Raw genomic sequence first — 26,287 nt, forward strand, 5'->3', positions numbered from 1 at the left:
GAAGCCGAAGGGCTGGAAGCGGCGGGTGTCGCGGGCCGGGAGTCCGTGGTCGCGTCGCTCATCCTGCCTCGCCCGATACCCGTGGTACACGTAAGGGATGCGTGTCCGGTGTCCGCCCGGGCTTGTCCCTCATGGGTCCGAGGTTTACTCCTCGCGGGCAGGGAATGCAAACCGCGCCGGCCAGTGGGGGGCGGCGAAAGAGGCGGAGAGTGGCACGTATGCCAGCCGACGGGAGCCTGTCCATGGATGCGCCGGCCGGCCCGGGCCGGATCGACCCGGGAGGCGGAGACCGGGGGCCGGTGACGTTCCAGCGGCTGCGCGTGCTCTTCGCCATGGTGGTGCGCGAGACCGGCACCAAGTTCGGCCGGTCCTACGGCGGCTATCTCTGGGCGATCGCCGAGCCGCTCGGCGGCATCCTGATGCTGACCCTCGTCTTCAGCTTCGCGCTGAGGCGGCCACCCATGGGCGACAACTTCGCGCTGTTCTACGCGACCGGCGTCATCCCGTTCATGCTCTTCAACAATGTCTCGCATTCGGTGGCGGCGGCGGTGGCCTCGAACCGCGGGCTCCTGCGCTATCCGGTAGTGACGCCGCTCGACACCGTGTTCTCGAAGTTCATCCTCGACTTCCTCACCATGTTCATGGTGGCGGTGCTGCTCTATGTCGGTCTCATCCTGTTCTTCGGGCTCGAGGTGAATTTCGATGCGGGCTCCGCCGCCCTCGCCTTCGTTCTCGCAGGATTCCTCGGACTCGGGCTCGGCACGCTGAACTGCGTGCTCTTCGGCTTCTTCCCCACTTGGCGCAACGTCTGGAACGTGCTCACCCGGCCGCTCTTCCTGATGTCGGGGATGTTCTACACCTTCCAGTCGCTGCCGATGGCCGCGCAGGACGTGCTCTGGTGGAACCCGCTCATCCACGTCGTCGGGCTGATGCGGGCGGGCTTCTACGGCTCCTATGAGGCGGAATACGCCTCGCCCCTCTACGTGCTCGGGGTCTCGGGCATCCTCTTCGTGATCGGCGCCTACCTGCTGCGCCGGCATGCGAGCGTGCTGATCGAGGGGTGATGGACGCGTCTTCCGGGCGGCCCGCGGTCTCGGTCGTCACTCCGGTCTGGAACGCTGCCGCGACGCTCGCGGAGACCGTCGCCTCGGTGCGGGCGCAGAGCCTTGCCAACTGGGAGATGCTGCTCGTCGACGACGGCTCTACCGATGGCTCGGGGGCGCTCGCCGCGCGCCTCGCCGCGGAGGAGCCGCGGATCCGGGTCCTCACCCATGCGACGAACCTCGGGGCGGCGGCGGCGCGCAACCATGCCATCCGCGAGGCGCGCGGGCGCTGGATCGCCTTTCTCGATGCGGACGATCTCTGGCGGCCGGAGAAGCTCGCGCTGCAGGTGGACTTCATGCGCACCCGGGGCCATCCGCTCACCTTCACCGCCTACCGGCGGATCGCCGCGGACGGCCGGCCGCTCGGCATCGTGCACCCGCCGGTCTCGGTGACGCGCGCGGGGCTGCTCCGGGGCAATGTCATCGGTTGCCTGACCGCGATCTACGACACGGATTTCTTCGGCAAGGCCGAGATGCCGCTGATCGCCCGGCGCCAGGACTACGGGCTCTGGCTCGACCTGCTGCGCCATGTCTCCCATGCCCATGCCCTGCCGCAGGTGCTCGCGGACTACCGGGTGCATCCGGGCTCGCTCTCGGCGGGCAAGGCGGGAGCGGCGCGCGACACCTGGCGCTTCTACCGCGAGCACGAGCGGCTGCCGCGGCTCGCGGCGGCCTGGTACTTTGCGCAGTACGCGGTTCGGGGGGTGGCGAAGCGGCTGGGGGGGTAGGGTGTGGGGTAGGCCGGGCACCGGATAGGCGTATGTCTGCACTCCGTGTTGGCAAGGTGCCAGACGCAGAACATCATGAGAACATCGCGCCGGTTGTGAGGGAGACCGGCGGCGATGGACGGGTCGATCGAGGGCGGTGCGCCGGCGCGTGCCGCAGGGGCGGTTCCGGCGATGCCGCGAGGCTGTCCGCACTGCTGCGGCGTGCGGTTGCAGCGCTGGGGGGTGACGGGGCGCGGGCTCGCGCGCCTGCGCTGCGGCGGCTGTCGCCGCACCTTTTCGCCCGCGACCGGGACGCTTGCGGCCGGGCTGCGCCGGCGGGCGGCCTTCGAGGCGGTGATCAGGGACATGTTCGGAGCCGGACCGTCGTCGTGCCGGCGGCTCGCCAGGCGCCTCGGGGTGCATCACATGACCGTCTGGCGCTGGCGGATCCGGGTGCTCGCGCGCTGCCTCCGCCGCCCCATGCCGGTGGAGGGCGGGATCGTCTTTACCCGGGAATCCCGCAAGGCCTCGCGGGAATGGGTGAGGCACGCGCGCTGGCCGGGTATCTGTCCGGCCCCGCCACGGCCGCGCTGGTACACGCTCGCGCGCGGTGAGGTGCCTCCTGGGGGTTGGGCTGCCTGGCGGGTCGCGCTGCGGCTGGGCGGGCCTTCGGGCGCTCCCGGCCTGCAGGCCCGGTTCGAGAGGTTCCTCGCGCCGTTCCGGGGACCGGCCACCCGGTATCTGGCAGGATACGTCGCCTGGTTGGGAGTGCGGGAGGTGCTCCGGCTCCATGGCTCGGACTGAGCGGGCTTGCGCGGGTGGCCGCCAACACGGAGTGCAGACATCGGCGGTGAAGCGCCTCAGCCACGCAGGAACGCCAGGATATCCCGCATCGAGCCGAACCGCCGGGCATTCTTCAGCGCATAGGCCCCCAGGGCGAGGGGAGCCTGCCGGCCGAAGCCGCGCCGGAGTGCCGTGGCCCGCGCGCGGGCCGCGGCACTCCCCGACCAGCCAGCGCCGGTGCTCGGATCGGGGTGAACCGAAACCGGCAGCGGACGGTGCTCGCCCGTGAGCCCGGCGCCCAGGCAGTCGGCGACGAAGATGAACTCCTCACCCAAAAAGGCCGGAGTGCCGGCGCCCACGCCGAAGCTTTCGTCGAAGCGCACTCCGGATTCCCGGACAGGGGCGATCCGGAAGGCGAGTTCATGGCTCGCGGTCCGCCCGGCATTCCAGCGGGTGAGCCGGCACGGGCCTGTCGGCCGTCGGCGCGGCAGGCCCTCCGCGTCGAGCGAAAGCCCGACGAGGAGGCTTGCCTCAGGCTGATCCCGGAAGAAGCGGCGGACGGCCGCGATGGCGCCCGGGGGATGCGTCACGTCGTCGTCGGCGAGCAGGACCACCTCGCCCCGGGCCAGGTCGAGGGCGGCGTTGCGGCTGCGGGAGAGGCCGCGGCTCGGGAGGCACGCCACCGTCACGTCCGGCCGGGCCGCGAGCGCGTCGAGATGTGCCGGCAGGCGCGGATCGGCATCGGGCTCCTGTACCAGCAACAGCCAGTCGAGGCCGGGCGCCCGTTCCCACGCGTCCGGGCGCAGCGCCAGCGCCCGCTCGCCATGGGTCGAGATGGCGACGGTGAGATCAGGCAGGAGCGGGTCGGTTTGTGGCATTGGCGAGGTCGCGGGTGGGTGCGTGGTGGTCGCAGCAGATACCGGGCGCGCATCCGGACGCAATGTCTGCATTCCGTGTTGGTCCCCCGGGACGCCCCCGGGTTCTTCCCTCGCGGAAAAAAGACGGCATGAATCCCCGACCAACACGGAATGCAGACATTGATCCCCCCTCGCGATCTCCCTGCGCGCACTTGCATCCCCCCGCTCCCCTTTGACGTGCTCCCTGCCGCCCTGTAATGGGGCGGGTGAGGACAGGACCCGAAGGAGCAGGGTGTTGAAAGACGAGCAGGGAGCCGCCGGCCGCCGGGCCGGACGCAACGATTTCGTCGTCTTCTGCGATGCGCGCACCGGTTCCTACAACCTCACGAGCCTGCTCAACTCCGCCGAGGACACCATCTGCCACGGCGAGCTCTTCAAGAAGGGCCAGATCGAGGTTTCCGACTTTCACCGCCGCAAGCTCGGGCCGCGGAGCATTTCCGCGCGCAATCACAATGCCACAGCCTTCATTGCCGAGCTCCGGCGGATCAATCCGTTCAAGCACTTCGGCTACAAGATGTTCGCCTCGCACCTGATCTGGGCGCCGGGGGCGGTCGAGTATGTGACGGCGCCCGCCACCCGGCGGGTGATCCTCTATCGCCCGGGCCTCGAGGTCTACGCCTCGGGCCTTCGGGCACGGACGACCGGGGTCTGGACCAACCGCGCCGGGCGGGAGGTCTCCGAGCAGGTGCTCGACACCCGCGTCGAATTCACCGCCGAGTCGCTCGAGATCTTCTGCTTCCACTACAACCGCTACGTCTCCATGTGCCGGATGCTGGCGGCGCTGCCGGGGAGCTTCGTCATTCACTACGAGCAGACGAACGACCCCGAGGTGCTCGACGCGCTGCTTGCCTTCATCGGCTCGAAGGCCCGTGCCGCCGATCTGCAGAGTGACTACCGCAAGCAGTACAAGGGCAGTCTCGCGGACGGCTTTTCGAACTGGGCCGAACTCGAGGCGGCGATCGGCGATCTCACCCCGCTCGGCGCCGGCCCCGCGCCCACCATCCCCCTCCGCCAGTTGCAGCCCGCCGGCTGACCGGCCCCACCCGTCCGGTCCCGCGCGCGCCCCGGCGGACCCCGGACCCGAGAACGGACCCCCCCAATGAGCGACACCGATACCCTTCCCGCCGCCGCCCCGGCCGGCCCGTCCCATGCGGTGCCGGCGGAGTCCGCGGGCGGCTCGCTCCAGTTCAGCGACCTCGCCGGCGGCATCGAGGGCGCCACGCATCAGGCGACCGGCCAGCCGATGATGGCCCAGGGGTTGCTCCTCGGCCGTCTCGCGCAGGTTCACCCGTTCTCGAGCGTGGCCGACGTGGGCTGCGGCGGCGGCAACTGGCTCTATGCGGCGCGCAGCCTCGGCGCCACCCGGCTCGCGGGCTTCGACCTCGTGCCGGTGCCTGACGAGGCGCTGGCGATCGAGCGCGAGCTCATCACCATCACCGACCTGACGAAGCGCATGGAAAACCAGGCGCGCTACGATATCGCGATCTCGACCGAGGTGGCCGAGCATGTGGGCTCCGAGCACGCGGACACCTTCATCGCGAACCTCTGCGGCTTCTCCGACATCGTGCTGTTCTCCGCGGCGCTGCCCTATCAGGGCGGCATCCACCACGTGAACGAGCAGTGGGTCGAGTACTGGAACCGCAAGTTCCGCGCCCTCGACTATGTGGCCTTCGACATCTTCCGCGAACCGTTCTGGAACGACGCGCGCATTCCCTACTTCTACCGGCAGAACTGCCTGCTCTACGTCAAGACGCGCTGGGTGGAGATGCTCAGGACCCGCGGGATCGAGCCCACGGTGGAGCCGCGGAGCCTCGTGCACCCGGAGCTGCTGCTGCAGGCGGTGAACCGGGCGCGGCCGGAGGGGGAGCGCAATTTTCTGCGCGACGCGATGATCCTCCACCGCCAGGCGATCGGCGGCGAGGCACCGGGAGCGGACTGGACGCACGGCTACGGCCAGGAACAGCTCTGGGGCTGAGCGGGCTTTTTCCCGCGTCGTCCGGCCGCACGGGGGGTGGATGATGGTAGTGGTTTTCGAGGGTTTTTAAAGGTTTACTGGACATGCTTCCCTCCTTTCTCTGCATCGGCGCGCAGAAGGCCGGCACCAGCTGGCTCTTCACGCAACTCCACTCGCATCCCGGGGTCTGGGTGCCGCCGATCAAGGAAGTGCACTACTTCAATCACCTGTTCGTGCCCGAGAACCGCAAGTGGACGAAGTGGCACATCCGCTCCGCCACCGCCGCCGCGCTCAAGACCTACGTCGGGCGCAACGAGGATCTGCATTTCCCTTACGTGCAGTATCTGGTGAACCTCGGCTCGAACGAGGTCTTCACCGAGGGCTGGTATCGGCGAGTGTTCGACCTGCCGGCGGCGGCCGGCAAGCTCATGGGCGACATGACGCCCGAGTACTCGACGATCCCCGAGGAGGGTATCCGCTACCTGCGCGGGCTCCTCGGCGCGCCGAAGATCATCTACCTGATCCGGAGCCCGGTCTCGCGCGCCATGTCGCAGCTCAAGATGAACGTCTCGCGCACGGTGAAGGGCTCCCTCACCGAGACCGAGTGGCTCGCCCAGGCTGACCAGTGGGACATCGCGAACCGCGGCGACTACAGGACCTACGTGCCCCGCTGGAAGGCACAGTTCGCCTCGGGCGACATCCTCTTCCTGCCCTACGGGCGCATCGCCAGGGAGCCGGCCGGCGTGATGCGCGAGATCGAGACCTTCCTCGGCCTCGAGCCCCACGACTACCCGCGCCTCGTCGAGCGGGTGCACAAGACCCAGAGCTTCAACGTGCCGAAGAGCGTCACCGCCCGGCTCGAGGAGAGGCTCCGGCCCCAGGCGGACTTCCTCGCGGCGGAGTTCGGCGCGGATTTCGCGCAGCAGACCTGAGGTGGCAGCGATGCGTCTCGTCTTCCTCATTCTCGCTCACGACCGGCCCGAACAGACGATCGAGCTCGCCCGGAGCCTCGTCGCCGCCGCCTCGGACGGGATCGCGGTCATCCACTACGATGCCCGCTCGTCGGCGGCGGATCATGCCCGTCTCGAGGCGGCCGCCGCCGAGGAGCCGCGGATCCGGCTGGTCGCGAAGCGCGCCGCCGGGCGCTGGGGCAGCTTCGGCCTGGTCGAGGCGCCGCTGAACGCGCTCCGCGAGATCGAGGCGGCCGGGATCGATCCCGGCTACGTCATCCTGCTCTCGGGGGCCTGCCTGCCCTGCCGGCCGGTCGCCGCCCTCGAGCGCTACCTGACCGAGAATGCCGGGCGCGAATTCATCGAGTGCGCCGATGCCAGCTGGGTCGGCAACGGCTGGCGCGACGAGCGCTGGCAGTATCGCTTCTGGTTCGATCACCGCACCCAGCCGACAGCCGAACGGCGCTCCTTCCAGATCCAGCGCCTGCTCCGGCTGAAGCGGCGCTTCCCCGCCGGGCTCACGCCGCGCTTTGGCTCGCAGTGGTGGGCGCTCACCTGGGACACCTGCCGGGCCATGCTCATGGACATGGCGCGCGATCCTGCCCGGCTCGACTTCTTCCGCACCGTCTGGATTCCCGACGAGATGGTGATCCAGACCTGGGTCGGCGCGCTCGTCAGCCCGGGCGAGATTGCCGGGCACGGGCTCACCCACTTCCAGTTCTCGAACCGCGGCAAGCCGGCCGTCTTCCATGACGATCACGCGGACTACGTGGCGAGCCTCGAGAGCTTCTTCGTGCGCAAGGTCTCGCCGCATGCGGCGAAGCTGCGCGCGGCCTGCCTCGCCCGCGCCGGTGCCACGGACGAGGGCGAGGCCTTCGGCTCGACCGCGCCGCGGCGCGCGGACTACCAGCTGAAGGTCATCGCCCAGACCTGGTATCCCGGCGCGGGACAGGTCTTCTACCGCGACCAGCAGGTCGACATGATCGACAGCGTGCTCGCCGGCATGACCTCGCCCTACGTGGTGGTGCTCGGCCCCCCGGCGCTCACCACCCCGGTCATCGCCGGGCTGTCCGGGACGGAGCTCACCCGGCTCGGCGAGGTCTTCGACCCGAATGAGGTCGGCCTCGGCCGGGAGGACGCGGGCGAACTCCGCATGGAGCTTGGCGGACTGGCGCGAGGCGACCGGGCGATCCGGGACATGCACCCGGCGCTCTTTCTCACCCGGCTGCGCGCGCGCGCAGCCGGCGTGCCGGTGATCGCCTGGTCGCCGCGTCACGCCCCCGAGCTTCTCGCGGCGGTGCTGCGTGACCCGCAGGCCCTCGTCATTGCCTGCCTGCCCTTCACCGGCGATGCCGAGCGCGACCGGCGGCTCCTGAGCCTCGCCCTGCGCGACGACACGCCCTTCGCGCGGGTGCCTGCGAGCGCCATGACCGGCGTCGATCCCGCGCGGGCGGCCCGCGCCCGGCTCGACGCCCCGGCCTCCGTGCAGCCCGGCACCTGGCCGGACTGGCGGGAGGACCTCCTCACCCTGATCCGGGGCGGCGACCGGGATGGCGGCCACGACCGGGACGGCATGATCATGCTGCCCTGGGCGCTCGCGGCACTCCCCGGGGCAGCCCGTCCCCCGGCACAGCGCCGGCGGATGTTCGAGGCATCGCTCGAGAGCTGCCGCTTCGCCGGAGCCCCCTGGTTCGACGGGCTCGCCCGCGATCTGCGGCGGGTCCGGAGCGAGCGGTTCGAGGCGGACGCCAGCCTGCTTCCCGGCCAGCTGACGCCGGAGGAGGCAGCGCTGCTCGGCGCCAGCGTGCCGGGAGCGGAAGAGGCAATGAGCGGCGAGGCCTCTGGCGGGGGGCCGGCCAGTGGGGCGGGCGCGGTCACGGCCGGGCCCGTGCGCGAGTTCGCTCGCCTGCGGGAGGGCAGGGGATGAGCCGTCTGCGTCAGGCTCGCCAGGCGGTGGTGGGGGCCGGCCTCTTCACCAGGCTCGAGTGGCGGGATCGCCGGAACGGCCGGCAGCTCGATCTCGTGCAGGACCGCCTGTCGGCGATCCGGCCCCGCGATGTCCTGCTCTTCGTCTGCCTGCGCAACGAGCAGCCGCGGATGCCGGCGTTCGTCGACTATTATCGCGGGCTCGGGGTCGGGCATTTCTTCGTGGTCGACAATGGCTCCACCGACGGTTTCCGCGAGTGGGCGGCCGGGCAGAAGGACATGTCGGTCTGGCACACCGAGGCAAGTTATCGCGACTCGGGCTTCGGCATGATGTGGCTGAACGACCTGATGCGCCGCCATGCCGTGCACCGCTGGTGCGTCGTCGTCGACCCGGACGAGTTCCTCGTCTATCCGCATGTGGAGACGCGGAGCCTGCCCGATCTCGTGCAGTTTCTCGAGGACGACCGCCGCGCCTGCATGCACGCGCTGCTGGTCGATGCCTACAGCGACCGGCCGCTTGCCGATACGGTGCTCGGGCCGGGGGACGATCCCTTCGCGGTCTGCCCGTACTTCGACCGGGACGGCTACGTGCAGACCGAGGGCTGGGGCAACGGCGTCTGGATCCAGGGCGGCCCGCGGCTGAGGCAGCATTTCCACGATAACCCGCACGGGGCGCCGGCGCTCAACAAGATCCCGCTCATCCGGTGGCAGCGGGTCTACCACTACCGCCACTCGACCCATGACGCCTACCCGCGGCGGCTGAACCGGGCGCACACCGAGGGCGAGGTCTCGGTGACCGGGGCGCTCTTCCACTTCAAGCTGGTCTCCGCCCTTGCCGCCAAGGCGGACGAGGAGGCGACACGGGGCGAGCACTACGATGGCGGCCGCGAGTATGCCCACTACCGCCGCGGCGGGGCAGAGGCGGAGTTCCACAGCCCGGGCATCAGCACCCGCTACGAGCGATCGGAGCAGCTCGTGGAGCTTGGGCTCATGTCGTCGGGCCGCTGGTTCTGAGACGGATGTCTGCATTCCGTGTTGGTCCGTCCACCGGGAGGCGGCCAACACGGAATGCAGACATGGAAGCGCCGCCTCCCCCCGGGCCGGACCAACACGGAGTGCAGACATGCAGGTGGATGCCGCCGGGACGACAGCCCGGATGACGCACCCCCCGGCGGACGTGCGGCTGGAGCCGGCCGTCCCGGCGGATCTGCCGGTGGTCGCGGCGCTGATGAACCACGCCTATCGCGACCCCGAGGGCAGCTGGACCAACGAGGCGGATTATCTCTCGGGTGAGCGGACCAGCGTCGCCATGCTGCGCGCGGAGATCGCGGCGAGCCCGGAGGGCCGGCTTCTCCTCTGGCGCGGACCGGCAGAAGAGGGCGGCGGGCTTCTCGGCTGCGTCTGGCTCGTGCCCGAGGCGGGGGCGCGCTGGTATCTCGGCGGGCTCACCGTCGAGCCGGGGGCGCAGAACGCCGGCCTCGGCCGCCGGCTGCTCACTGCCGCGGAAGCCTGGATCGCGGGGCAGGGCGGCCGCGCGGTGCGCATGACGGTGGTGAACGTGCGCGAGAGCCTCATCGCCTGGTATCTCAGGCGCGGCTATGCACCGACCGGCGAGACCGAAGCCTTCCCCTACGGCGACGACCGCTTCGGCGTGCCGCAGCGCGACGACCTCGCCTTCATCGTGCTGCAAAAGCCGCTGTGACGGCTCTCCCGGGCTTCGGGGGCCTCAGATCTCGTCCTCGAGCGCCGGCAGATGGGCGACGTTCGGCATCCGCCAGGCCTTGTCGGCGCGCGGCGCCGCCTCGAGCGAGGCGAGCAGCGCGTCGATCATCTCGGTCTGCCGCACGTCGGTGAACTTCGCCCGGAAGTGCCGGATCGCCGCCACGGTTTCCTCGTAGCTCGTCCGCTCTGCCCGGCAGGCGTCGAGCTCCTCCGCCGTTGGGGTCCGGTGCACGCCGAAGATCACCGAGTTCTGGTCGGTGTAGGACAGCATCTCCACCGAGGCCTCGAGCTTCTGCATCGTCGGGTAGAGCCAGGGATTGCGGAAGAACAGGAAGTCCTGCTGCACGATGACGCTGCCGGGCACCAGGGCGGGGAAGAAGGTGGCGAGCAGGTGGTCGTTGATGTCCTTGGTCTTCGAGATGTCGATGAACAGTACCGCCACCGGGCTTGCGTCCCAGTCTGCGTCCTGGATGTCGCCGGGATGCACCTCGATCGTGTCCGCCACAGCCCTGGTGAAGCGGTGAAACACCGGCAGCCCGTCCTCGCCCTCGGCAAGGCCGTGACCCTTCCGGTAGAGGAACTGGAACTTCACCTTCTCGTCGAGCTGGAAGCGGTCGTAGGAGTGCACCCGCTTCGGTGGGTCGGCCTTCTCGGCCCCGAGGGCGAGGCTGGCGCTCGAGCCCCCGAGGAACGCGCCGAGATCGATCACCGCGCCCGCGCCCGGCGTCATCTCCGCGACCCAGGCGAGCATGCGCATCTCTTCATGGGTGAGCATCGTCGGGTAGGTGCGGGTCCAGCCGGGAAGCGTGAAGCGGCGGGAATTCCACGGGCGGGTGCGGATCGTGTCGAAGTGGGGAAAGCTCATGCGCTCCGGTTTTTCCAGTCGATGAACCATTCTGCGAAGCGGCGCACGCCCTCCTCGACGGGGACGCGGGCCCGCCAGCCGGTCGCGGCCTCGAGCCGGCTGGTGTCGGCAAAGGTGTCGGCCACGTCGCCCGGCTGCGAGGGGACGAGCTCGCGGATCGCGGTGCGGCCCAGTGCCGCTTCGAGGGCCGCGATGAAGTCGAGAAGCTCCACCGGCGCGCCGTTGCCGATGTTGAGGAGCCGGAAGGGCGCGTCCGAGGTCGCCGGATCGGGATTGGCCGGGTCAAAGGCCGGATCGGGCGCCGCCGGCCGGTCGGAGGCGCGGATCACCCCCTCGACGATATCGTCGATGTAGGTGAAGTCCCGGCTGTGCCGGCCCTCGTTGAAGATGCGGATCGGCTGGCCGGCGAGGATCGCCTCGGCGAAGAGCATCGGCGCCATGTCGGGCCGCCCCCAGGGCCCGTAGACCGTGAAGAAGCGCAGGCCGGTCATTGGCAGGCGGTAGAGATGGGCATAGGCGTGCGCCATCAGCTCGTTCGCGCGCTTGGTCGCGGCGTAGAACTGCAGCGGGTGGTCGACCCCGTGGTCCTCGCGGAACGGCATCTTCGTGTTGCCGCCGTAGACGCTCGAGGTCGAGGCGAAGGTGAGATGCGGGGTTTCCGCCCGGCGGCAGGCCTCGAGGACGTTGGTGAAGCCGAGAACGTTCGACTCCACGTAGGCGAGCGGGTTTTCCAGGCTGTAGCGCACCCCGGCCTGGGCGGCGAGGTGGATCACCCGGTCGAAGGGCTCTCCCCTGATGCCCTCGGCGAAGGCCGCATCGACCGCCGCCCGGTCGGCGAGATCGGCGCGCAGGAAGCGCCAGTCGCCGCCCATGCGGTCGATCTCGGCGAGGCGCGCCTCCTTCAGGGCCACGTCGTAGTAGTCGTTGACGTTGTCGAAGCCCGTCACCGCGTCGCCGCGGGCGAGGAGCGCGCGGACGACGTGGAAGCCGATGAAGCCGGCGGCGCCGGTGACGAGGATGCGCACTTTTTCAGGCCGCCGATCTGGGGGTTGCGGATGCGGCGGGCGGCTCGGTGAGGCCGCGGCCGATGGCGTAGTAGGCAAAGCCGCGCCGCGCCATGCGCGCCGGCTCGTAGAGGTTGCGGCCGTCGAAGATCACCGCCGACTTCAGCTTTTCCTTCAGGAGGTCGAAGTCGGGCGCGCGGAACGCCTGCCACTCGGTCATGACGACGAGGGCATCGGCATCGCGCAGGGTGGCTTCCTTGGTGCCGCAGAGCATGAGGTCGTCGCGGTCGCCGTAGATGCGCTGCGCCTCTTCCATGGCCTCCGGGTCGAAGGCCTGCACCTTCGCGCCGGCCTTCCAGAGCGCTTCCATGACCACGCGCGAGGCCGCCTCGCGCATGTCGTCGGTCTGCGGCTTGAAGGAGAGGCCCCAGAGCGCGAAGGTCCGGCCCCTGAGATCGCTGCCGTAGTGCGCCACGATCTTGTCGAAGATCACCGACTTCTGCTCCTCGTTGCGGTCCTCGACCGCCTGCAGCACCTTCGGCTCGAAGCCGACCTCGCGGGCGGTGTGGATCAGCGCCTTCACATCCTTCGGGAAGCACGACCCGCCATAGCCCGCGCCCGGATAGATGAAGTGGTAGCCGATGCGCTGGTCCGAGCCGATGCCCTGGCGCACCATCTCGATGTCGGCGCCGAGCCGCTCGGCGAGGTTCGCCATCTCGTTCATGAAGCTGATCTTGGTCGCGAGCATGCAGTTCGCGGCGTACTTGGTGAGCTCGGCCGAGCGCACGTCCATGACGATGAGCTTGTCGCGGTTGCGGCTGAAGGGCGCGTAGACCTCGCGCAGCAGTTCCTCGGACTCCGGGTCCGAGGTGCCGATGACGATGCGGTCGGGCCGCATGCAGTCGGCGACGGCGGCGCCTTCCTTCAGGAACTCCGGGTTCGAGACCACGTCGAAATGCAGGTCGGACCGGCCCCGCGCGCCAAGCACCTCGACGATCTTCGCCCGCACCTTGTCGGCGGTGCCGACCGGCACGGTCGACTTCGTCACGACGACCTTCGGCTCCTCCATGTGCTCGGCGATGGTGGCGGCGACGGCGAGCACGTACTTCAGGTCGGCCGAGCCGTCCTCGTCGGGGGGCGTGCCGACGGCGATGAACTGGATGCGGCCGTGCTTCACCGCCTCGGCGGCATCGGTGGTGAAGTTGAGCCGGCCCTCGGCGTGGTTCTTGCGGACGATATCCTCGAGGCCGGGCTCGTAGATCGGGATCCGCCCGGCCTTCAGCCCCTCGACCTTGCTCGCATCCACGTCGACGCAGAGCACGTCATGACCAACCTCGGCCAGGACCGAGCCCTGCACCAGGCCGACATAACCGGTCCCGAACACCGCAATCCGCATGGGCCTACCCCTTCACACTCGAAACACAAGGCTTCTGCTTAGGCGGGACGCCCGGGGCTGGCAAGAAAAACGGCCGCGGCACGGCCAGCTTTATGCTACCAGGTAGTATCAGGGTTAAGAGCGGGTGTTCGCCATGACGGTCAAGGCCTCGGTATCGCTTTCGGAGAGCCAGGCGGCCTTTGCCCGCCGGCTGGTGGCGGAGGGGCGGTATGCGAGTCTCTCGGCGGTGGTGCAGCGCGGGATCGAGGCCCTGCGCGCCGAGACCGAGGCGCGCGAGGCCGAGCTCGCCGTCCTGCGCGCGCTCCTCGCCGAGCGCGAGGCGGGCGGGTTCACCGGGCTCGGGGCAGGACGCGCGGCAACCGAGACGGCGATCGCGGCGAAGCGCCGGGCGCATGGGCTCTGAACAATGTCTGCACTCCGTGTTGGTCCATGCCGATGCATCGACCAACACGGAGTGCAGACATTGTTTTCGGCCTTGGTCCTCGGCTCCGGTCTTCAGCCCCGGGGCCGAGGGACCAACACGGAATGCAGACATAGAAATCGGCAGGTGACCGATGGCGCTCGAGATCCTGCGAGCCAGAGGCTGTGAGCGCGATCTCGCGGTGATCTTCGACCAGCTCGTCGATGGCTACCGGGCGCTTGGCGATACCACCGCCGAGGCGCTTGCCCGCGCCGCCGTCCGGGTCCGCGCCATCGAGGCGGCGATGACCGGGCTCGGCCGCATCGCCTTCCTGGCGAGGCGCCGCGACGACGTGGTGCCGGGGCTCAGGCAGATCGTGACCGAGCGCGCGCTCTATTCCTTCGTGGTGGACGAGGCCGCGGACGAGATCCGCGTTCTCGCGGTCTTCCTCGTGGCCGGCGCCGCGGTCCCGGACCTGCGGACGCAGCTCTTGGCCCGGCTGCGCTGATGGCACGGGTGCGGCCGGGAGGGGGCCTGAAACGACGCGCGCCCCCGAAGGGGCGCGTGGACAGGGCAGGGCGGGCGGCGGCGGCGCTCAGCGCTCGCGGAACGCCCGGGTGAAGTAGTCGGCCATCGGCTTCACGAAGTAGGAGAGCGCGCTCCTGTCCTCGGTGGAGATGAAGGCCTCGACCGGCATGCCGGGGACGAGGCGCCGCCCCTCGAGTTCGGCGAGGATCGTGTCGTCGAGGGCGACGTCGGCGCGGTAATAGGCGTGACCGGTGCGCTCGTCGGTGAAGATGTCGGCCGAAACCTTCGACACCTTGCCGGCGACGACCGGGGTGGTGCGCGCGTCGAAGGCCGAGAAGTGCATGGTCGCGGTCTGGCCCACGTGGACCTGGTCGATCTTCGCGGCGTCGATCTGGGTGCGGACGATGAGATCGACGTCCTGCGGCACGATGTAGAGAATGGGCTCGGCGGCGCGCACCACGCCACGGAGCGTGTCGGCGGCCGAGCCATAGACCACGCCCGTCACGGGCGCGCGGATGTCGAGCCGGGAGATCTCTTCGCCGAGCGCCGTGCGCCGGGAGCGCAGCTCGATTTCGCGGAACTCGATCTCGCGCAGCTCGGCGATGGCGTCGTCGCGCTGCTTGTTCTCGATCTTCAGCTTCTCGAGGTCGATCTCGGTGATCTTCGCCCGGTTCTCGGCGACCGACGCCTGGGCCGCGCCCTGGGTGCCCTTGAGCTGGGCGAGGTCACGCCGCAGCGACAGCACCCGGGTGAGCTGGGTGAGGCCCTGGCTCATGAGCTTTTCCTGGGCGGCGAGTTCCTGGGCGGTCAGGTCCACCTGCTCCCGGGTGGCGGCGAGCTGGAAGTCGAGCCCTTCGATCTGCTTCTCGATCTGCGCCGAACGCTCGTCGAGCTGGCTCTGCTCCTTGTGGAGCGTGTCGCGGCTCGCATCGAACTGGCCCTGCTGGGCCGTCAGCAGTTCCTGAAGGTTGAGCTCGTCCGCGGAGCGGGCGACGAGCTCTTCGTCGAAGGTGATCGAGTCCTTGTCGTCGCGCAGCGCCTCAAGCCGGTTCTGCCGGGCGACGAGCTCGAAGTACTGGCCCTCGACGGTCTGGAATTCGGCGCGCTGGGTGTCGCCCTCGAGGCGCAGGATCACGTCGCCCTTCTGCACCACGTCGCCGTCGCGGGCGAAGATCTCGGTGACGACGCCGCCCATCGGGTGCTGCACCACCTGGCGGTTGCCCTCGACCTCGACGGTGCCCGCGGCGATCACCGCGCCGGCGATGCGGGCATAGACGCCCCAGCCGCCGAGGCCGATCACCAGGATCGCGAGAGTGGCATAGCCGAGGAGCACGAACGGCCGGAAGCTCCAGTCAAAGGTCTTGGGCGCGGGACCGGCCTCGGTCTCGACCTGACCGTCTGCGAGCGGGCTGGCCTTGGACTGGCTGGCACCTGACTGGCTGGCCCTCGACGGGCCGGAGCGGGAAAACATGTGGGGAAGTTTCATTGGTTGACGGCCTCCGCCTTCGGTGCCGCGGCCTGGGCGCCACCGTCCTGCGGACGCAGGGCGATGGTGGCGTGGTTCCTGACCTGCTCGCGCAGCACCTCGTCACGCGGCCCGAAGGCCTGCACCACACCCTCGTGCAGCACGAGAAGCAGGTCGCATTCCGAGATTGCCGCCGGGCGGTGCGCCATGATGACGACGATGCGCCCGTCCGCCTTGATGGCGCGGATCGCATGCATCAGCGCCTCGCCCCCCTCGCCGTCGAGGTTCGAGTTCGGCTCGTCGAGCACCACGAGGGCGGGGTTGTTGTACATGGCCCGGGCGAGCGCGATCCGCTGACGCTGGCCGCCGGAGAGCCGCGCGCCGCCGACGAGGAGCTGGGTGTCGTAGCCGTCGGGCAGCTTCAGGATCATCTCGTGGGCACCGGCCTTCTTCGCCGCCTCGACCACCTTCTGGGGATCGGGCGCGACCGAGAGGCGGGCGATGTTCTCCGCGACCGTGCCGTCGAAGAGCGCGATGTCCTGCGGCAGGTAGCCGATGTAGCCGCCGAGGTCGCTGCCGTAGTGCTCGATGTCGGCGCCGTCGAGGCGCACGCTGCCCTGGACCGGCTTCCAGATGCCGGCGAGCGTGCGGGCGAGTGTCGACTTGCCCGAGGCCGAGGGGCCGATGACGCCGAGCGCCTGGCCGGGGGCGAGCTTCAGGCTGACCGCGCGCAGGCTCGGGCGCTGCTGCTCGGGCGGCACCACGGTGACGCCGACCAGCTCGACCCGGGGCTTGGGCACCGGAAGCTGCAGGTGCTTCTTCGCGGTCGGGCTCTTGGCGAGCTGGGTCTCGAGCGAGGTCCAGCCCTGGCGGGCGCGGGTGACGAGGGCCCAGCCGCCGATCAGCTGCTCGATCGGCGCGAGGGCGCGGCCGAGAAGCACCGAACCCGCGATCATCGAGCCCGGGCTCATCTCGCCCCGGAGCACCACCCAGGCGCCAAGGCCGAGCATCGCCGACTGCAGGAAGAAGCGCAGGGTCTTCGACATCGTCGAGAACTGGTTCACCACGTCGGCGGAGACGAGGTTCGCGTGCAGCGCCCGGTTGCGGTTCTTCTGCCACCGGGTGAGCACGGCGCCCTGCATCCCGAGGCCCTGCACCACCTCGGCCTGCTGGCGCACCGTCTCGGCGAAGGAGTCCGAGACCATGGCGGTGGCGGTGGCCTCGCTGGTCGAGCGCTTGGTCATCTGCTGGTTGGCCAGCGAGATGCCCACGAGCACGATGCCGCCCGCGACCGCGAGCCAGCCGAGATAGGGGTGGAAGGTGAAGATCGCGAAGAGGAAGATCGGGGTCCACGGAATGTCGAAGAGCGCGAAGAGCACCGGCGAGGCCATGAACCGCTGCACCGCCTCGAGATCGCGCAGGCCCGACCAGGGCCGGCCGCGCTCGCCCGAGACCAGCGCCCGGTTGAGGCCGGCCTCGAAGACCTTGGGATCGAGCCGGGTCTGGATCAGCGCGCCGACGCGGGCGGCGATCCGGCCGCGGGCGTAGTCGAGCACGCCCATGATGATGTAGAGACCGGCGATGAGCAGGGTCAGCGACACCAGCGTCGCCGTGGACCGGCTCGACAGCACCCGGTCATAGACCTGCAGCATGTAGAGCGGGCCGGTGAGCATCAGCACGTTCACGAACAGGCTGAACAGCCCGAGTGAAATGAAGAGCCGCTTCGTTCCCTTCAGCGCCGCTTGCGGGCTTTCCGTCGCCGTGGTCTGCACTCGTTACCCTTTCCGTCGCGGTCATGCCATGTCGGCACAGGTCGTATCATACCCGAGCCGAATCATCGACCAGATCCGATCCTTTGCGGTTACTGGTGGTTCCCGTACCGCGACAGGTCCGCCAATAGACGGACTCCCGTCGGTCGGGCCAGCCCCACATCCGTACAATCAAGTCAATTTTACTCTGGTGATCGCCCGGATCGTTCGCAAATCTCCGGGCGAGATTCGTAATCCCTCAGAAGCTATCACACCAGAGTGGTTCCCGCGCGGGAAATTTCTCGGCGGCTGTTCGCTTATCTCGAACAGGATTGCGCGACGGGCCGGCGGAACCGGCCGATCCTGTCGCCGGCGCCCGGTCGACAGCAGGATCCGACAACATAAGAACGGTTAGCAGGCCCGAATGGCCGCCGCCTGCCCGGCTTGTCCGGGCCGGTGGCCGGGGTCGTTACGGGGCAGTAGGCCGGGTACGGGGGGCGCCTGTTGCTCCCCGGGCCCGCCTCAGAACCCCCACTTCCCCACGTCGACGCCGAAGTCCGCGTTGAGCCGGGCCATGTCCGGCGCGAGCGTCTCCTTCACCCGGGCGCGCTCGGCGGCCGAGAGCCGGCTCTTGTCGGGGCGCAGCGCCGCGAGCGCCCGGCGCACCGGCGCCTTCACCACTTCCGGGACGCCGCCGCCAACGCCCGGCAGCAGCCGCCGGAGCCGGCGCTCGAACCCCGAGCGCGGCAGCTCCGTGACGTTGCGCGCCTCGGGGGCCGCGATCGTCTCGAGCGGCGCGAGCCCGAGGAAGCGGCAGGCGGCGTTCACCGTCTCCCGCGGATCGCGCGACAGCGTCTCGTAGTCGAGCAGCAGCAGGTTCTCGCGGCCGAACGCCCGGGCGAATTCATCGGCGAAGAGCCAGTAGTTCGAGGTCTGCACCAGGGTCGGATCGGTGATGGCGAAGCGCCACTCGGGGTCCTGCAGCATGAAGTTGTAGTGCGATTCGATCCGGTCGAACGGGTTGCGCACGATGTAGATGAGCTTCGGCCGCAGGCCGTAGGCGCGGATCGTCTCCGCCGCGCCGCGCTCGTGGAACTTGGTGTAGCCGGTGGAGCCTTCCATGGCGTAGCGGTGCCGGTCCGGGTCGAAGTCGGGCCACAGCTCCTCGTAGCGCGCCACCGGATGGCGGTGGCCCTGGTGCCGCGAGAAATACTCCGGCTCCTTGACGATCGACGGCGCGATCCCGGGATGCTCGGCGAGATAGGCGAAGAGCGAGGTGGTGGCGCACTTCATCGAGCCGATGATGAGCGCGAAGCGGTCGGCCGGGATCACGGCGAGCCCGGTCTCCGTGGCGGAAGCCGGGGCCGTCGCGGCGGCCTCTGTGGTGACGCCCGCGAAGGTCGCGGGAGCGGAAACGGACGCAGACGGAGGCACAGGGACGGACACGGAAACTCCCGGACGGCAACGGGTACGCAAGCCGCGATCTTACCCCGCGTGGCGGCGGGGGTCCAGTTCGCGACCGCAAAAACCCCCCGGCTGCACCCCCCGACCGCAAGCCCCCCGGGTCACAAGGAACCCGGGTCACAAGGAACCCGATGGCGCGTGGCCCTCAGGCGAGATGCCAGTCGATGATGAGCTGCGGGCCGCCGTTCGCCTCGAACGAGTGCGCCACGTGCGTACCGGAGCCGGTGATGTCGAAGGTGATCGCGTCGTCGCCGTCGGCAAGTGCCGCCTCGACGAGCGCCGAGACGTCGGCCGAGCGATAGCTTCCCCCCGCGGTCCAGGCGCCGGGAGCCCAGCCGACGCTCTCGCCAATGCCCTCGGCGGCAATCGTGAGATGCCCGGTAGCCGTCGCGCTGCGCTTTGCCTCGAAGAGCAGGTAGGCGCTCTCGATCGTGCCGTGACCGTCGCCCTCGCCGTCCCCGGCCGCTGCCAGGTCGCCGAAGTGCAGCGTCACGCGGTTCGCCTGCTTGCCGGTGGGGGTCGTGTTCATGCCGAGGTCGAGATCGATGCTCGTGCTGCCGCCGAGGGTCTCGCGGTCGTCATTGCCGGAAGCGAGGCTCAGGACTGTCCGGGCGACTCCCGTGCCGCCTTCGGGTGCTTCCGTGCCGGTATCGGGGCCGGTATCGGGGCCGGGAGCGGGGGGTGCGGCCGGGCTGCCGGGCTTCGCCCCGCTGCTGCTGCCCCAGAGCAGCTTCGAGATCGCCGCGGCGTCGAAGTTCGAGACGATCTCGCGCAGCCGGGTGCCGGAACCGGTGTCGATGAGATGCGCCCAGTCGTAGCCTTCCTGCAGCCCCTCGTTGCTCGCGAGCCGGCTGGCCATCGCCGCGAGGAGCGCGGCCGGGTTCGCCGCGAAGGCGTGGCTGCCCGCGTCCGAGGCGTCGAGCGTGGTCTTGAACGTCGCCCCCGAGGGCAGGTTCGCGAACGCCTGCCCGCCGGTCGCGACCGCGAGCGCCTTGTCGAAGGCATCGGCGAAGACGGTATCGCCCGTCACCTTCGCGGTGAGCGCGTGCTTCAGGTCCGGCCCCGGATCACCATTCGCGTAGCTGGCATAGTTCTGGTTCGAGATCGCCACGGTGAACTCGCGGGTGAGATCGCGCGCCGCACTCTCGTAGTTCGTCACCCAGTTGTTGCCGTGCTGGACCACGACGAAGTGCTTGAGCAGTGTCGCGATGCTGTGGCCCTGGTTCAGCAGGTAGCCGATCGTCTCGCCCGCGACATTTGCCCCGCCGCCGGCGGAATAGACCACGATCTTCGCCGGCGTCGTCGCCGCGCCGGTCTGGCCGATGGCGTTGAGGATGTCATCGGCCAGTGCCTGCGACGCCCCGGTGATCTGCGACTTCGCCGTGGCGTTGAAGTTCCAGGCCCGGAGCCCGCCCTGATCCGAGGCGAGCAGATCGTAGAGCTTCCATCCCGACCCCAGCGACTTCATCGCCGCCTTGCCGTATTCCTGAAAGAAGGCGTAGTTGCCCGCCGCCTGCTTGTTGGCGGTTGCGTTGCCGTAGCGGGCATCGGTTCCGAAACTGCTCGGGGCCTGGCCACCAGGATTGAGCGTGTAGTATTGGCCCCCGTCCTTGGTATCTCCGAATAGAATTCCACCCACCTTGACGGATGACCCTGATGACTGCGCGACAGTTCGGGCATAAGCGGCACCGAGCAGCATGGAGAGATTGTCATCGGGATCCCGATATCCATCATGACTGAGCCAAACCCGAACTTGGGTCATGATGTCCCCCTCCCGCCAAAGCCTGTGCAAGGTTAGTGAACGTTTCCACCTCGAAACGACCAGGTACTGTCAATGATATTGACAGTACACCGAATCAGGGAGGAGCGATCGACAGGTCTATAATCGCAAAAGATTTGGGATTAGGTCCAGAGCTTATGTTATGATGCGGCTGTCATGACAGGGCGCCTTTAGTACCGCCCCAGTACGGCCCCAGTACGGCCCCGCCATATGCCCGGAGAGCGAAGCGGGCCGCCACAGACGGTGCCGGTGATCCCGAAGATGAGTTTCCTGCCGCCGGCGGAGCGTCAGCGTCAGCGGCGGCGGGGCCGGACATCGGCGCCGGCCGGGGCCGCGAGGGAGGCCTCGAGCCAGGCGAGCTTCTTCGGCCAGATCACCCGGCGGGCGTCGAGCTCGCCGGTGATCCTGGCCCGCGCCCGGGTGCGCAGCGCCTCGAGGCCGCCGCCGCGGGCGTCGAGCGCGGTCTCGAGGCGGGCGACGAGGGCGTCGACGTCGTGCGGCGGCACCAGAAGCCCGCTCACCCGGTCCTCGATGAACTCCCGCACCGGGGCGGTGTCGCTCGCCACGAGCAGGCAGCCGGTCGACATGGCGTCGAGCAGCGACCAGGAGAGCACGAAGGGCACGGTCAGGTAGATGTGGGCGTCCGAGGCGCGCATCACCGCCACCATGTCGGAGCGCGAGAGCAGCCCGGTGAAGTGGATGCGCGAGAGATCGAGGTCGAGCTCGGCCAGCATGCGCGCCTTCCAGCTCTCGCCCTTGGGGAGCTGCGCGCCGTAGGCGACGCGGTCCTCGCCGCCGATGAGCGCGTGGAGCCGCGGGCGGCGGCGCTGCAGCTGGCTGAGGGCGCGCATGGTCTCGGGGAAGCCGCGGTGCGGCTCCATGCCCCGGGTGATCGAGGTCACCACCTCGGCGTCTTCGGGCACGCCCCAGCGCGCGAGGATCTCGCGGCCGCGGTCGCCGGGGGAGTGAACGTCGGTGTCGACCCCGTCGTGCATCACCGTCAGCCGCTCGCGCATCCAGGGCGGGAACTGCGCGGCCTGGAAGCGGGTCGGGCAGAGCGCGCGGTCGCCGGCGGAGAAGTCGGCCCAGAGCGGGGCGTTCCGGATCCGGGTGCGGGCGCGGGTGTCGAGCGGCTCGCCGGGAGGGCCGTCCTCGGGGGTGCGGTCCGGGTGCGGCCAGTTGTAGTACCATTCGAAGTAGGGCACCGAGAGCGCCTCGGGCCAGACGTCCTTCAGGAATGTCCCCGCCCCCCAGCCGGCATGGGCCATGACGACGTCGGGGATGAAGCCCTCGCCGCGCAGGCCCGCGCCCGCCCGGGCGAAGGCCTGGGCGGTGATGACGCCGGCCTCGAAGCCCTTGAGATACCGGTGCGTGCCCTCGGCGGGCGCCCGGTGGTCGGGGGAGCCGAGGACCCGCATCGCCGGGTGCGCGGCGCCGGCGCGCTGGGTCAGGAACACCACCTCGCGCCCCTCGCCCGCCAGCCATTCGCCGAAGGCGCCGAACTGGGCGGGAAAGTTCTTGTGGGCGAAGACGATGCGCCGGAGCGGGCGCGCGGGAGAGCGTGACCTGGTCATGGCGCGCATGAAACAGAGGCCGGGGGCCGGCGTCAAACCACGGTGACGCCAGACCAGGCCCCGCGCACGGTGCGCAGCTGGTCAAGCAATTGATATGGCTTGACTAAACTTTTGGCGTTAACCGGATTTCAAGCCCGGTTTACGCCCCCCTTCCCTGCCCGGGCGCCCGCGCCCGGGCCTTCACAGGATGAAATCATCCACCGTGTAGTCGGCGGCGCGGACGTCGCCGTCGAGGATGTCGAGGCGGAATTCCGGCAGCGACCCGCCGCCGGTGTCGGCGTAGACCACCGTCCGCGAGCCGGACTCGACGCACCAGACATGGCCGCGCCCGGGCTCGCCGAAGACGAAGGACTGCTCGCCCGGCCGCACGGTGTTGGCGTCGATCCCCGAGAGGTCGATGAGATCGCCAAGGGCCGCGCCCGCGCCCTCGAAGGCCGGCGCGCCGCCGCCGGGGCGGATCACGTCGGAGGTGCGGCCCGCCGATTCAGAGGTGGCGCCGAAGACGAAGGTGTCGCGTCCGCCGCCGCCGATCAGCACGTCGCGCCCGGCGAAGCCGATGAGCTCGTCCGCGCCAACGCCGCCCGCCAGCCGGTCCGAGCCGATGCCGCCATGCAGGCGGTCCGTCCCCGCGCCGCCCTGCAGGTCGTCGTTGCCCGCCCCGCCGCGCAGGCCGTTCGCCTCGGCGTTGCCGAGGAGCGTGTCGGAGCCCGCGCCGCCGACGGCGTTCTCGATCAGCGAGCCGCGGGAGATCGCCATGTTGCCCTTGAGCCCGCCGATGTCGGAGTAGGACGCGGCGGTGAGGTTGATGCGCTGGTCCGCGCCGTAGCCCGAGAAGTCGACGGTGTCGTTGCCGCCGGTGTCGACGATGGTGAAGGCGGTCTTGTTGGCGAAGCGCGCGAGGTGGGCATAGAGCGTGCCCGGCACCGTGGAGTTGAAGCCCCAGGTGGTGTTGCCGGTGAAGCCGCCGAGATCGTACTTGGCATCGAGCGCGATCCAGTCGGCCACCATCGGCGAGATCAGGTAGGCATGGTCCGCCTTGATCGAGGTGTTCTCGCTCTGGCTGAAGTACGACATGACCGACACCTGCCAGCTGTCGTTCAGGAAGGTGTTGGAGTTGTCGCCGTAGTCCGGGTCATTGGTGTCGGTGACGTAGGTCGCGGTCTCGTTGTAGGGCCCGGGATGCCCGAGGCCGAGGGCGTGGCCGATCTCGTGCAGGAAGGTCTGGAAGACATAATCGCCGGTGGTGCTGCCGCCGCCGTCCCAGCGGGCGGCGATGTTGATCACCGCCCCGGTGATCGTGTCGCCGTCCGGAAGGAGCCGGGTGTTGGCCGAGTTGCCGCGGTCGGCGAAGCGGATGTCCGCGGCCCCGGCCACGGGGCGGAAGTCGATGTCGAGCACCGCCTCGTAAAGCCCGAACGCCTGCCGGGCGAGCGCCGCCCGCGCCGGGCTGAGAGCACTCAGATCGTAGGTGATGACGCCCGCCTGCGCATGGGGGCCGGTGCTGTCGAGGTTCCAGCGCAGGTCCGCGCCATAATACCCCTCGCCGATCTGCTCGGCGATCTGGTCGTTCACATAGGTCGGCAGCGTCGACATGGTCTCGGGATCTCCCGCTTCGAATCAGTGCGGCCCGGGGTCGGGGCAATTCCCGGGCGCGCGCGGACGCGCGGGGATCCGGGGCCTGCCGGAAAAAAGCTGGCCGGGCGGTGACGGCAATGCCGGGCCACCCTTAACAGGCCCGGCCGGGGGATGCCCGCGAAAAGCGGGCAGTCTTGAAATGCCCGCAGAAGCGGGCGGCCCGGACGCCGCCGAGGCGCCGGGCCGCCGTCCGATCTTCAGGGGCCGATCCTCAGGGACCGATCCTCGCAGGGACGGGCTTCAGAGGATGAAGTCCATCGCCTTGTAGGCGGAGGCGAGGATGCCGCCGTCGAGGATGCTGAGCTGGAACTCGGCGGCCGCGTCGTTGTCGGTGTTGGCGTAGACCGTGGTGGTGGTGCCGGTGTTCGTGCACCAGACGTGGCCCTTGCCCGTGCCGCCGAAGACGAAGGCCTGGTTGCCGCCGGCGGTGACGTTGGCGTCGATCGCCGAGAGGTCGATCCGGTCGCCGGCCGCGGCCCCCGCGCCCTGGAAGGCCGGCGCGCCGCCGCCCGCCTGCAGCACGTCGCAGACCGCGGCGCCGAGCGGCGAGTCGCTGGTCGTGGCGAAGACGAAGGTGTCGTTGCCCGCGCCCGCCTGCAGCACGTCGCGCCCGGTGTTGCCGTTCAGCCGGTCGACGCCGTCGCCGCCGACCAGCGTGTCGTTGCCGGTGCCGCCGTTCACGAGGTCGTTGCCCTGGCCGCCGTAGAGCAGGTCATTGCCCGCGTCGCCGTAGACCGAGTCGTTGCCGAGCCAGCCGTCGACGGTGTCGTTGCCGCCCTGGCCGCCGAGGATGTTCGTCCCCGAGGTGCCGAAGATCGTCTCGCCGCCCTGGCTGCCGCGGGTGTTCTCGAAGCCCGTCACCTGCTCGGTGTTGCCACCCCCCGCCACGGAGGTGACGCCGGTGTTGAGGTTGATCGTGACGAGCCCGAGCCCGAAGGTGACGAGCGAGTAGTCGATCCAGTCGTTGCCCGCGCCGCCGTCGTTCACGTCGAAGGCGACGAAGTCGTCGTCGTAGACATAGTCGTTGCCGTTGCCGCCATAGACCGAGTCGACGCCGCCGCCGCCGGACAGCGTGTCGCTGTCGTTCTCGCCGTAGAGGCGGTCGTTGCCGCTGCCGCCGGAGAGGAAGTCGTTGCCGGTGTAGCCGTAGAGGATGTCATTGCCGTTCTCGCCGAAGAACCAGTCGTTGCCGCCGCCCGGAAAGTCGTCGATGTAGTCGTTGCCGTCGCCGCCGTAGACCGTGTCGTTGCCGGTCCCGGGTCGGATGATGTTGTCGAAGCTGTCGCCGTAGATCAGGTCATTGCCCGGGCTGGCGAGAGTCACGGGTGAGAAGAGGGTCGCGCCCGAGACGCCGGTCCTGTCGAAAAGCATAGCCATCTGAAAAATCTCCATTTTCTATCGGGTCTTGAGGCCGCCGGTCGGAAAATACCGGCCGGGCGGGGGTGGCGAGGGGCGCGCGCGGCGCCCGCCGCCCTGGGTCGGGCGGGAGCTTCAGAGGGTGAAGCGCGCCGCCGTGCCGGCCGAGGTGGGCGCATATCCCCGTCGGGGGTGATGCGCCGGACCTCCGCGGCCGGGTTGCCGGTGCCGATCGTGGTGCCGATCGTGATGGTGGGAAGGCGGGCGGGGGGACTCCCGGCCCTGTCGAAAAGTGCGAAGCATCTGAAAAATCTCCATCTTCTGAAAATCGCCGCCCGGCGGAAAATATCGTCCGGGTGGGGGTGGCGGGGGGCGCGCCAGCGCCCTCCGCTCCTGGTCAGGCGGGCTTCAGAGGATGAAGTCCACTGCCTTGTAGGCGGAGGCGAGGATGCCGCCGTCGAGGATGCTGAGCTGGAACTCGGCGGCCGCGTCGTTGTCGGTGTTGGCGTAGACCGTGGTGGTGGTGCCGGTGTTCGTGCACCAGACGTGGCCCTTGCCCGTGCCGCCGAAGACGAAGGCCTGGTTGCCGCCGGCGGTGACGTTGGCGTCGATCTGCGAGAGGTCGATCTTGTCGCCGGCCGCGGCGCCCGCGCCCTGGAAGGCCGGCGCGCCGCCGCCCGCCTGCAGCACGTCGCAGACCGCGGCGCCGAGCGGCGAGTCGCTGGTCGCGGCGAAGATGAAGGTGTCGTTGCCCGAGCCCGCCTGCAGCACGTCGCGCCCGGTGCTGCCGTTCAGCCGGTCGACGCCGTCGCCGCCGACCAGCGTGTCGTTGCCGGTGCCGCCGTTCACGAGGTCGCTGCCCGGGCCGCCGTAGACGAGGTCATTGCCGTCGTCGCCGTAGACCGAGTCGTTGCCGAGCCAGCCGTCGACGGTGTCGTTGCCGCCCTGGCCGCCGAGGATGTTCGTCCCCGAGGTGCCGAAGATCGTCTCGCCGCCCTGGCTGCCGCGGG

The 26,287-nt window shown here is 69.7% G+C and carries 23 protein-coding genes; 11 read left to right on the forward strand and 12 right to left on the reverse strand.

What is annotated here, in order from left to right; translation table 11 throughout:
* Positions 1-218 precede the first annotated feature (218 nt).
* From HNP73_RS21625 to HNP73_RS21635, 3 genes are all read left to right on the forward strand, one after another.
* Positions 219-1,064, forward strand: coding sequence for an ABC transporter permease (locus HNP73_RS21625; RefSeq protein WP_246400026.1), 846 nt, complete (start codon positions 219-221; stop codon positions 1,062-1,064).
* Positions 1,064-1,831, forward strand: coding sequence for a glycosyltransferase family 2 protein (locus HNP73_RS21630; protein ID WP_184155103.1), 768 nt, complete (start codon positions 1,064-1,066; stop codon positions 1,829-1,831). The genes HNP73_RS21625 and HNP73_RS21630 overlap by 1 nt, the downstream gene beginning before the upstream one ends.
* 114 nt (positions 1,832-1,945) lie before the next feature.
* Entirely contained in the window at positions 1,946-2,614 is a 669-nt protein-coding gene (locus HNP73_RS21635) for an IS1 family transposase (protein WP_184155105.1), read from the forward strand.
* 56 nt (positions 2,615-2,670) lie between these two features.
* On the opposite strand, the gene HNP73_RS21640 is transcribed toward HNP73_RS21635, so the two are convergent.
* The gene (locus tag HNP73_RS21640) at positions 2,671-3,471 is read right to left on the reverse strand and encodes a glycosyltransferase family 2 protein (RefSeq protein WP_184155107.1); all 801 of its coding nucleotides are present in this window, start codon (positions 3,469-3,471) and stop codon (positions 2,671-2,673) included.
* A gap of 274 nt (positions 3,472-3,745) precedes the next feature.
* Here HNP73_RS21640 and HNP73_RS21645 point away from each other — a divergent pair, with 274 nt between their 5' ends.
* The 6 genes from HNP73_RS21645 to HNP73_RS21670 all read left to right on the forward strand — a co-directional run bounded on the left by HNP73_RS21645 (position 3,746) and on the right by HNP73_RS21670 (position 10,042).
* Positions 3,746-4,543, forward strand: a complete 798-nt coding sequence (locus HNP73_RS21645; RefSeq protein ID WP_184155109.1) for a hypothetical protein — start codon at positions 3,746-3,748, stop codon at positions 4,541-4,543.
* Positions 4,544-4,609: 66 nt separating this feature from the next.
* Entirely contained in the window at positions 4,610-5,485 is an 876-nt protein-coding gene (locus HNP73_RS21650; protein ID WP_184155111.1) for an SAM-dependent methyltransferase, read from the forward strand.
* Positions 5,486-5,568: 83 nt separating this feature from the next.
* Positions 5,569-6,396 carry a sulfotransferase gene (locus HNP73_RS21655; protein ID WP_184155113.1) on the forward strand — a complete coding sequence of 276 codons (828 nt, stop codon included), beginning with the start codon at positions 5,569-5,571 and terminating at the stop codon, positions 6,394-6,396.
* A gap of 10 nt (positions 6,397-6,406) precedes the next feature.
* Positions 6,407-8,341: a beta-1,6-N-acetylglucosaminyltransferase gene (locus HNP73_RS21660; RefSeq protein ID WP_246400027.1), complete on the forward strand. Its 1,935-nt coding sequence runs from the start codon at positions 6,407-6,409 to the stop codon at positions 8,339-8,341.
* On the forward strand, positions 8,338-9,354 hold the full coding sequence (locus tag HNP73_RS21665; protein WP_184155119.1) for a glycosyltransferase family 2 protein: 1,017 nt from the start codon (positions 8,338-8,340) through the stop codon (positions 9,352-9,354). The genes HNP73_RS21660 and HNP73_RS21665 overlap by 4 nt, the downstream gene beginning before the upstream one ends.
* A 109-nt stretch (positions 9,355-9,463) precedes the next feature.
* Complete coding sequence (locus HNP73_RS21670; protein ID WP_221288993.1) at positions 9,464-10,042, forward strand: GNAT family N-acetyltransferase; 579 nt, start codon at positions 9,464-9,466, stop codon at positions 10,040-10,042.
* Between the two features lie 24 nt (positions 10,043-10,066).
* On the opposite strand, the gene HNP73_RS21675 is transcribed toward HNP73_RS21670, so the two are convergent.
* From HNP73_RS21675 to HNP73_RS21685, 3 genes are read right to left on the reverse strand one after another with little or no spacing between them, the layout of a single operon-like run.
* Positions 10,067-10,927 carry a class I SAM-dependent methyltransferase gene (locus HNP73_RS21675; protein ID WP_184155122.1) on the reverse strand — a complete coding sequence of 287 codons (861 nt, stop codon included), beginning with the start codon at positions 10,925-10,927 and terminating at the stop codon, positions 10,067-10,069.
* Entirely contained in the window at positions 10,924-11,952 is a 1,029-nt protein-coding gene (locus tag HNP73_RS21680; RefSeq protein WP_184155125.1) for an NAD-dependent epimerase/dehydratase family protein, read from the reverse strand. The genes HNP73_RS21675 and HNP73_RS21680 overlap by 4 nt, the downstream gene beginning before the upstream one ends.
* A gap of 4 nt (positions 11,953-11,956) precedes the next feature.
* A complete protein-coding gene (locus HNP73_RS21685) occupies positions 11,957-13,327 on the reverse strand; it encodes a UDP-glucose dehydrogenase family protein (RefSeq protein ID WP_184155127.1) in 1,371 nt (456 codons plus the stop codon).
* A 133-nt stretch (positions 13,328-13,460) separates the two neighbouring features.
* Here HNP73_RS21685 and HNP73_RS21690 point away from each other — a divergent pair, with 133 nt between their 5' ends.
* Together HNP73_RS21690 and HNP73_RS21695 are read left to right on the forward strand one after the other, a co-directional pair.
* Entirely contained in the window at positions 13,461-13,730 is a 270-nt protein-coding gene (locus HNP73_RS21690; RefSeq protein WP_184155130.1) for a ribbon-helix-helix domain-containing protein, read from the forward strand.
* Between the two features lie 151 nt (positions 13,731-13,881).
* Complete coding sequence (locus HNP73_RS21695) at positions 13,882-14,235, forward strand: hypothetical protein (protein ID WP_184155133.1); 354 nt, start codon at positions 13,882-13,884, stop codon at positions 14,233-14,235.
* Between the two features lie 87 nt (positions 14,236-14,322).
* On the opposite strand, the gene HNP73_RS21700 is transcribed toward HNP73_RS21695, so the two are convergent.
* The 8 genes from HNP73_RS21700 to HNP73_RS21735 all read right to left on the reverse strand — a co-directional run.
* Entirely contained in the window at positions 14,323-15,741 is a 1,419-nt protein-coding gene (locus tag HNP73_RS21700) for an HlyD family type I secretion periplasmic adaptor subunit (RefSeq protein ID WP_184155136.1), read from the reverse strand.
* Positions 15,738-17,492, reverse strand: coding sequence for a type I secretion system permease/ATPase (locus HNP73_RS21705; RefSeq protein ID WP_184155139.1), 1,755 nt, complete (start codon positions 17,490-17,492; stop codon positions 15,738-15,740). The genes HNP73_RS21700 and HNP73_RS21705 overlap by 4 nt, the downstream gene beginning before the upstream one ends.
* A 498-nt stretch (positions 17,493-17,990) precedes the next feature.
* Positions 17,991-18,914 carry a sulfotransferase domain-containing protein gene (locus HNP73_RS24015; protein ID WP_221288997.1) on the reverse strand — a complete coding sequence of 308 codons (924 nt, stop codon included), beginning with the start codon at positions 18,912-18,914 and terminating at the stop codon, positions 17,991-17,993.
* 163 nt (positions 18,915-19,077) lie between these two features.
* Positions 19,078-20,571 carry a hypothetical protein gene (locus tag HNP73_RS21715; protein ID WP_184155145.1) on the reverse strand — a complete coding sequence of 498 codons (1,494 nt, stop codon included), beginning with the start codon at positions 20,569-20,571 and terminating at the stop codon, positions 19,078-19,080.
* Positions 20,572-21,005: 434 nt separating this feature from the next.
* Entirely contained in the window at positions 21,006-22,286 is a 1,281-nt protein-coding gene (locus HNP73_RS21720) for a glycosyltransferase (protein ID WP_184155148.1), read from the reverse strand.
* A 180-nt stretch (positions 22,287-22,466) separates the two neighbouring features.
* On the reverse strand, positions 22,467-23,879 hold the full coding sequence (locus HNP73_RS21725) for a M10 family metallopeptidase C-terminal domain-containing protein (RefSeq protein ID WP_184155151.1): 1,413 nt from the start codon (positions 23,877-23,879) through the stop codon (positions 22,467-22,469).
* A 282-nt stretch (positions 23,880-24,161) separates the two neighbouring features.
* Positions 24,162-25,298, reverse strand: coding sequence for a calcium-binding protein (locus tag HNP73_RS21730; protein ID WP_184155154.1), 1,137 nt, complete (start codon positions 25,296-25,298; stop codon positions 24,162-24,164).
* A 387-nt stretch (positions 25,299-25,685) separates the two neighbouring features.
* The coding region (locus HNP73_RS21735) for a calcium-binding protein (protein WP_281379323.1) at positions 25,686-26,287 on the reverse strand (602 nt) is incomplete at its 5' end.

Source organism: Amaricoccus macauensis, assembly GCF_014201905.1.
GTDB classification, from domain to species: Bacteria; Pseudomonadota; Alphaproteobacteria; order Rhodobacterales; family Rhodobacteraceae; genus Amaricoccus; species Amaricoccus macauensis.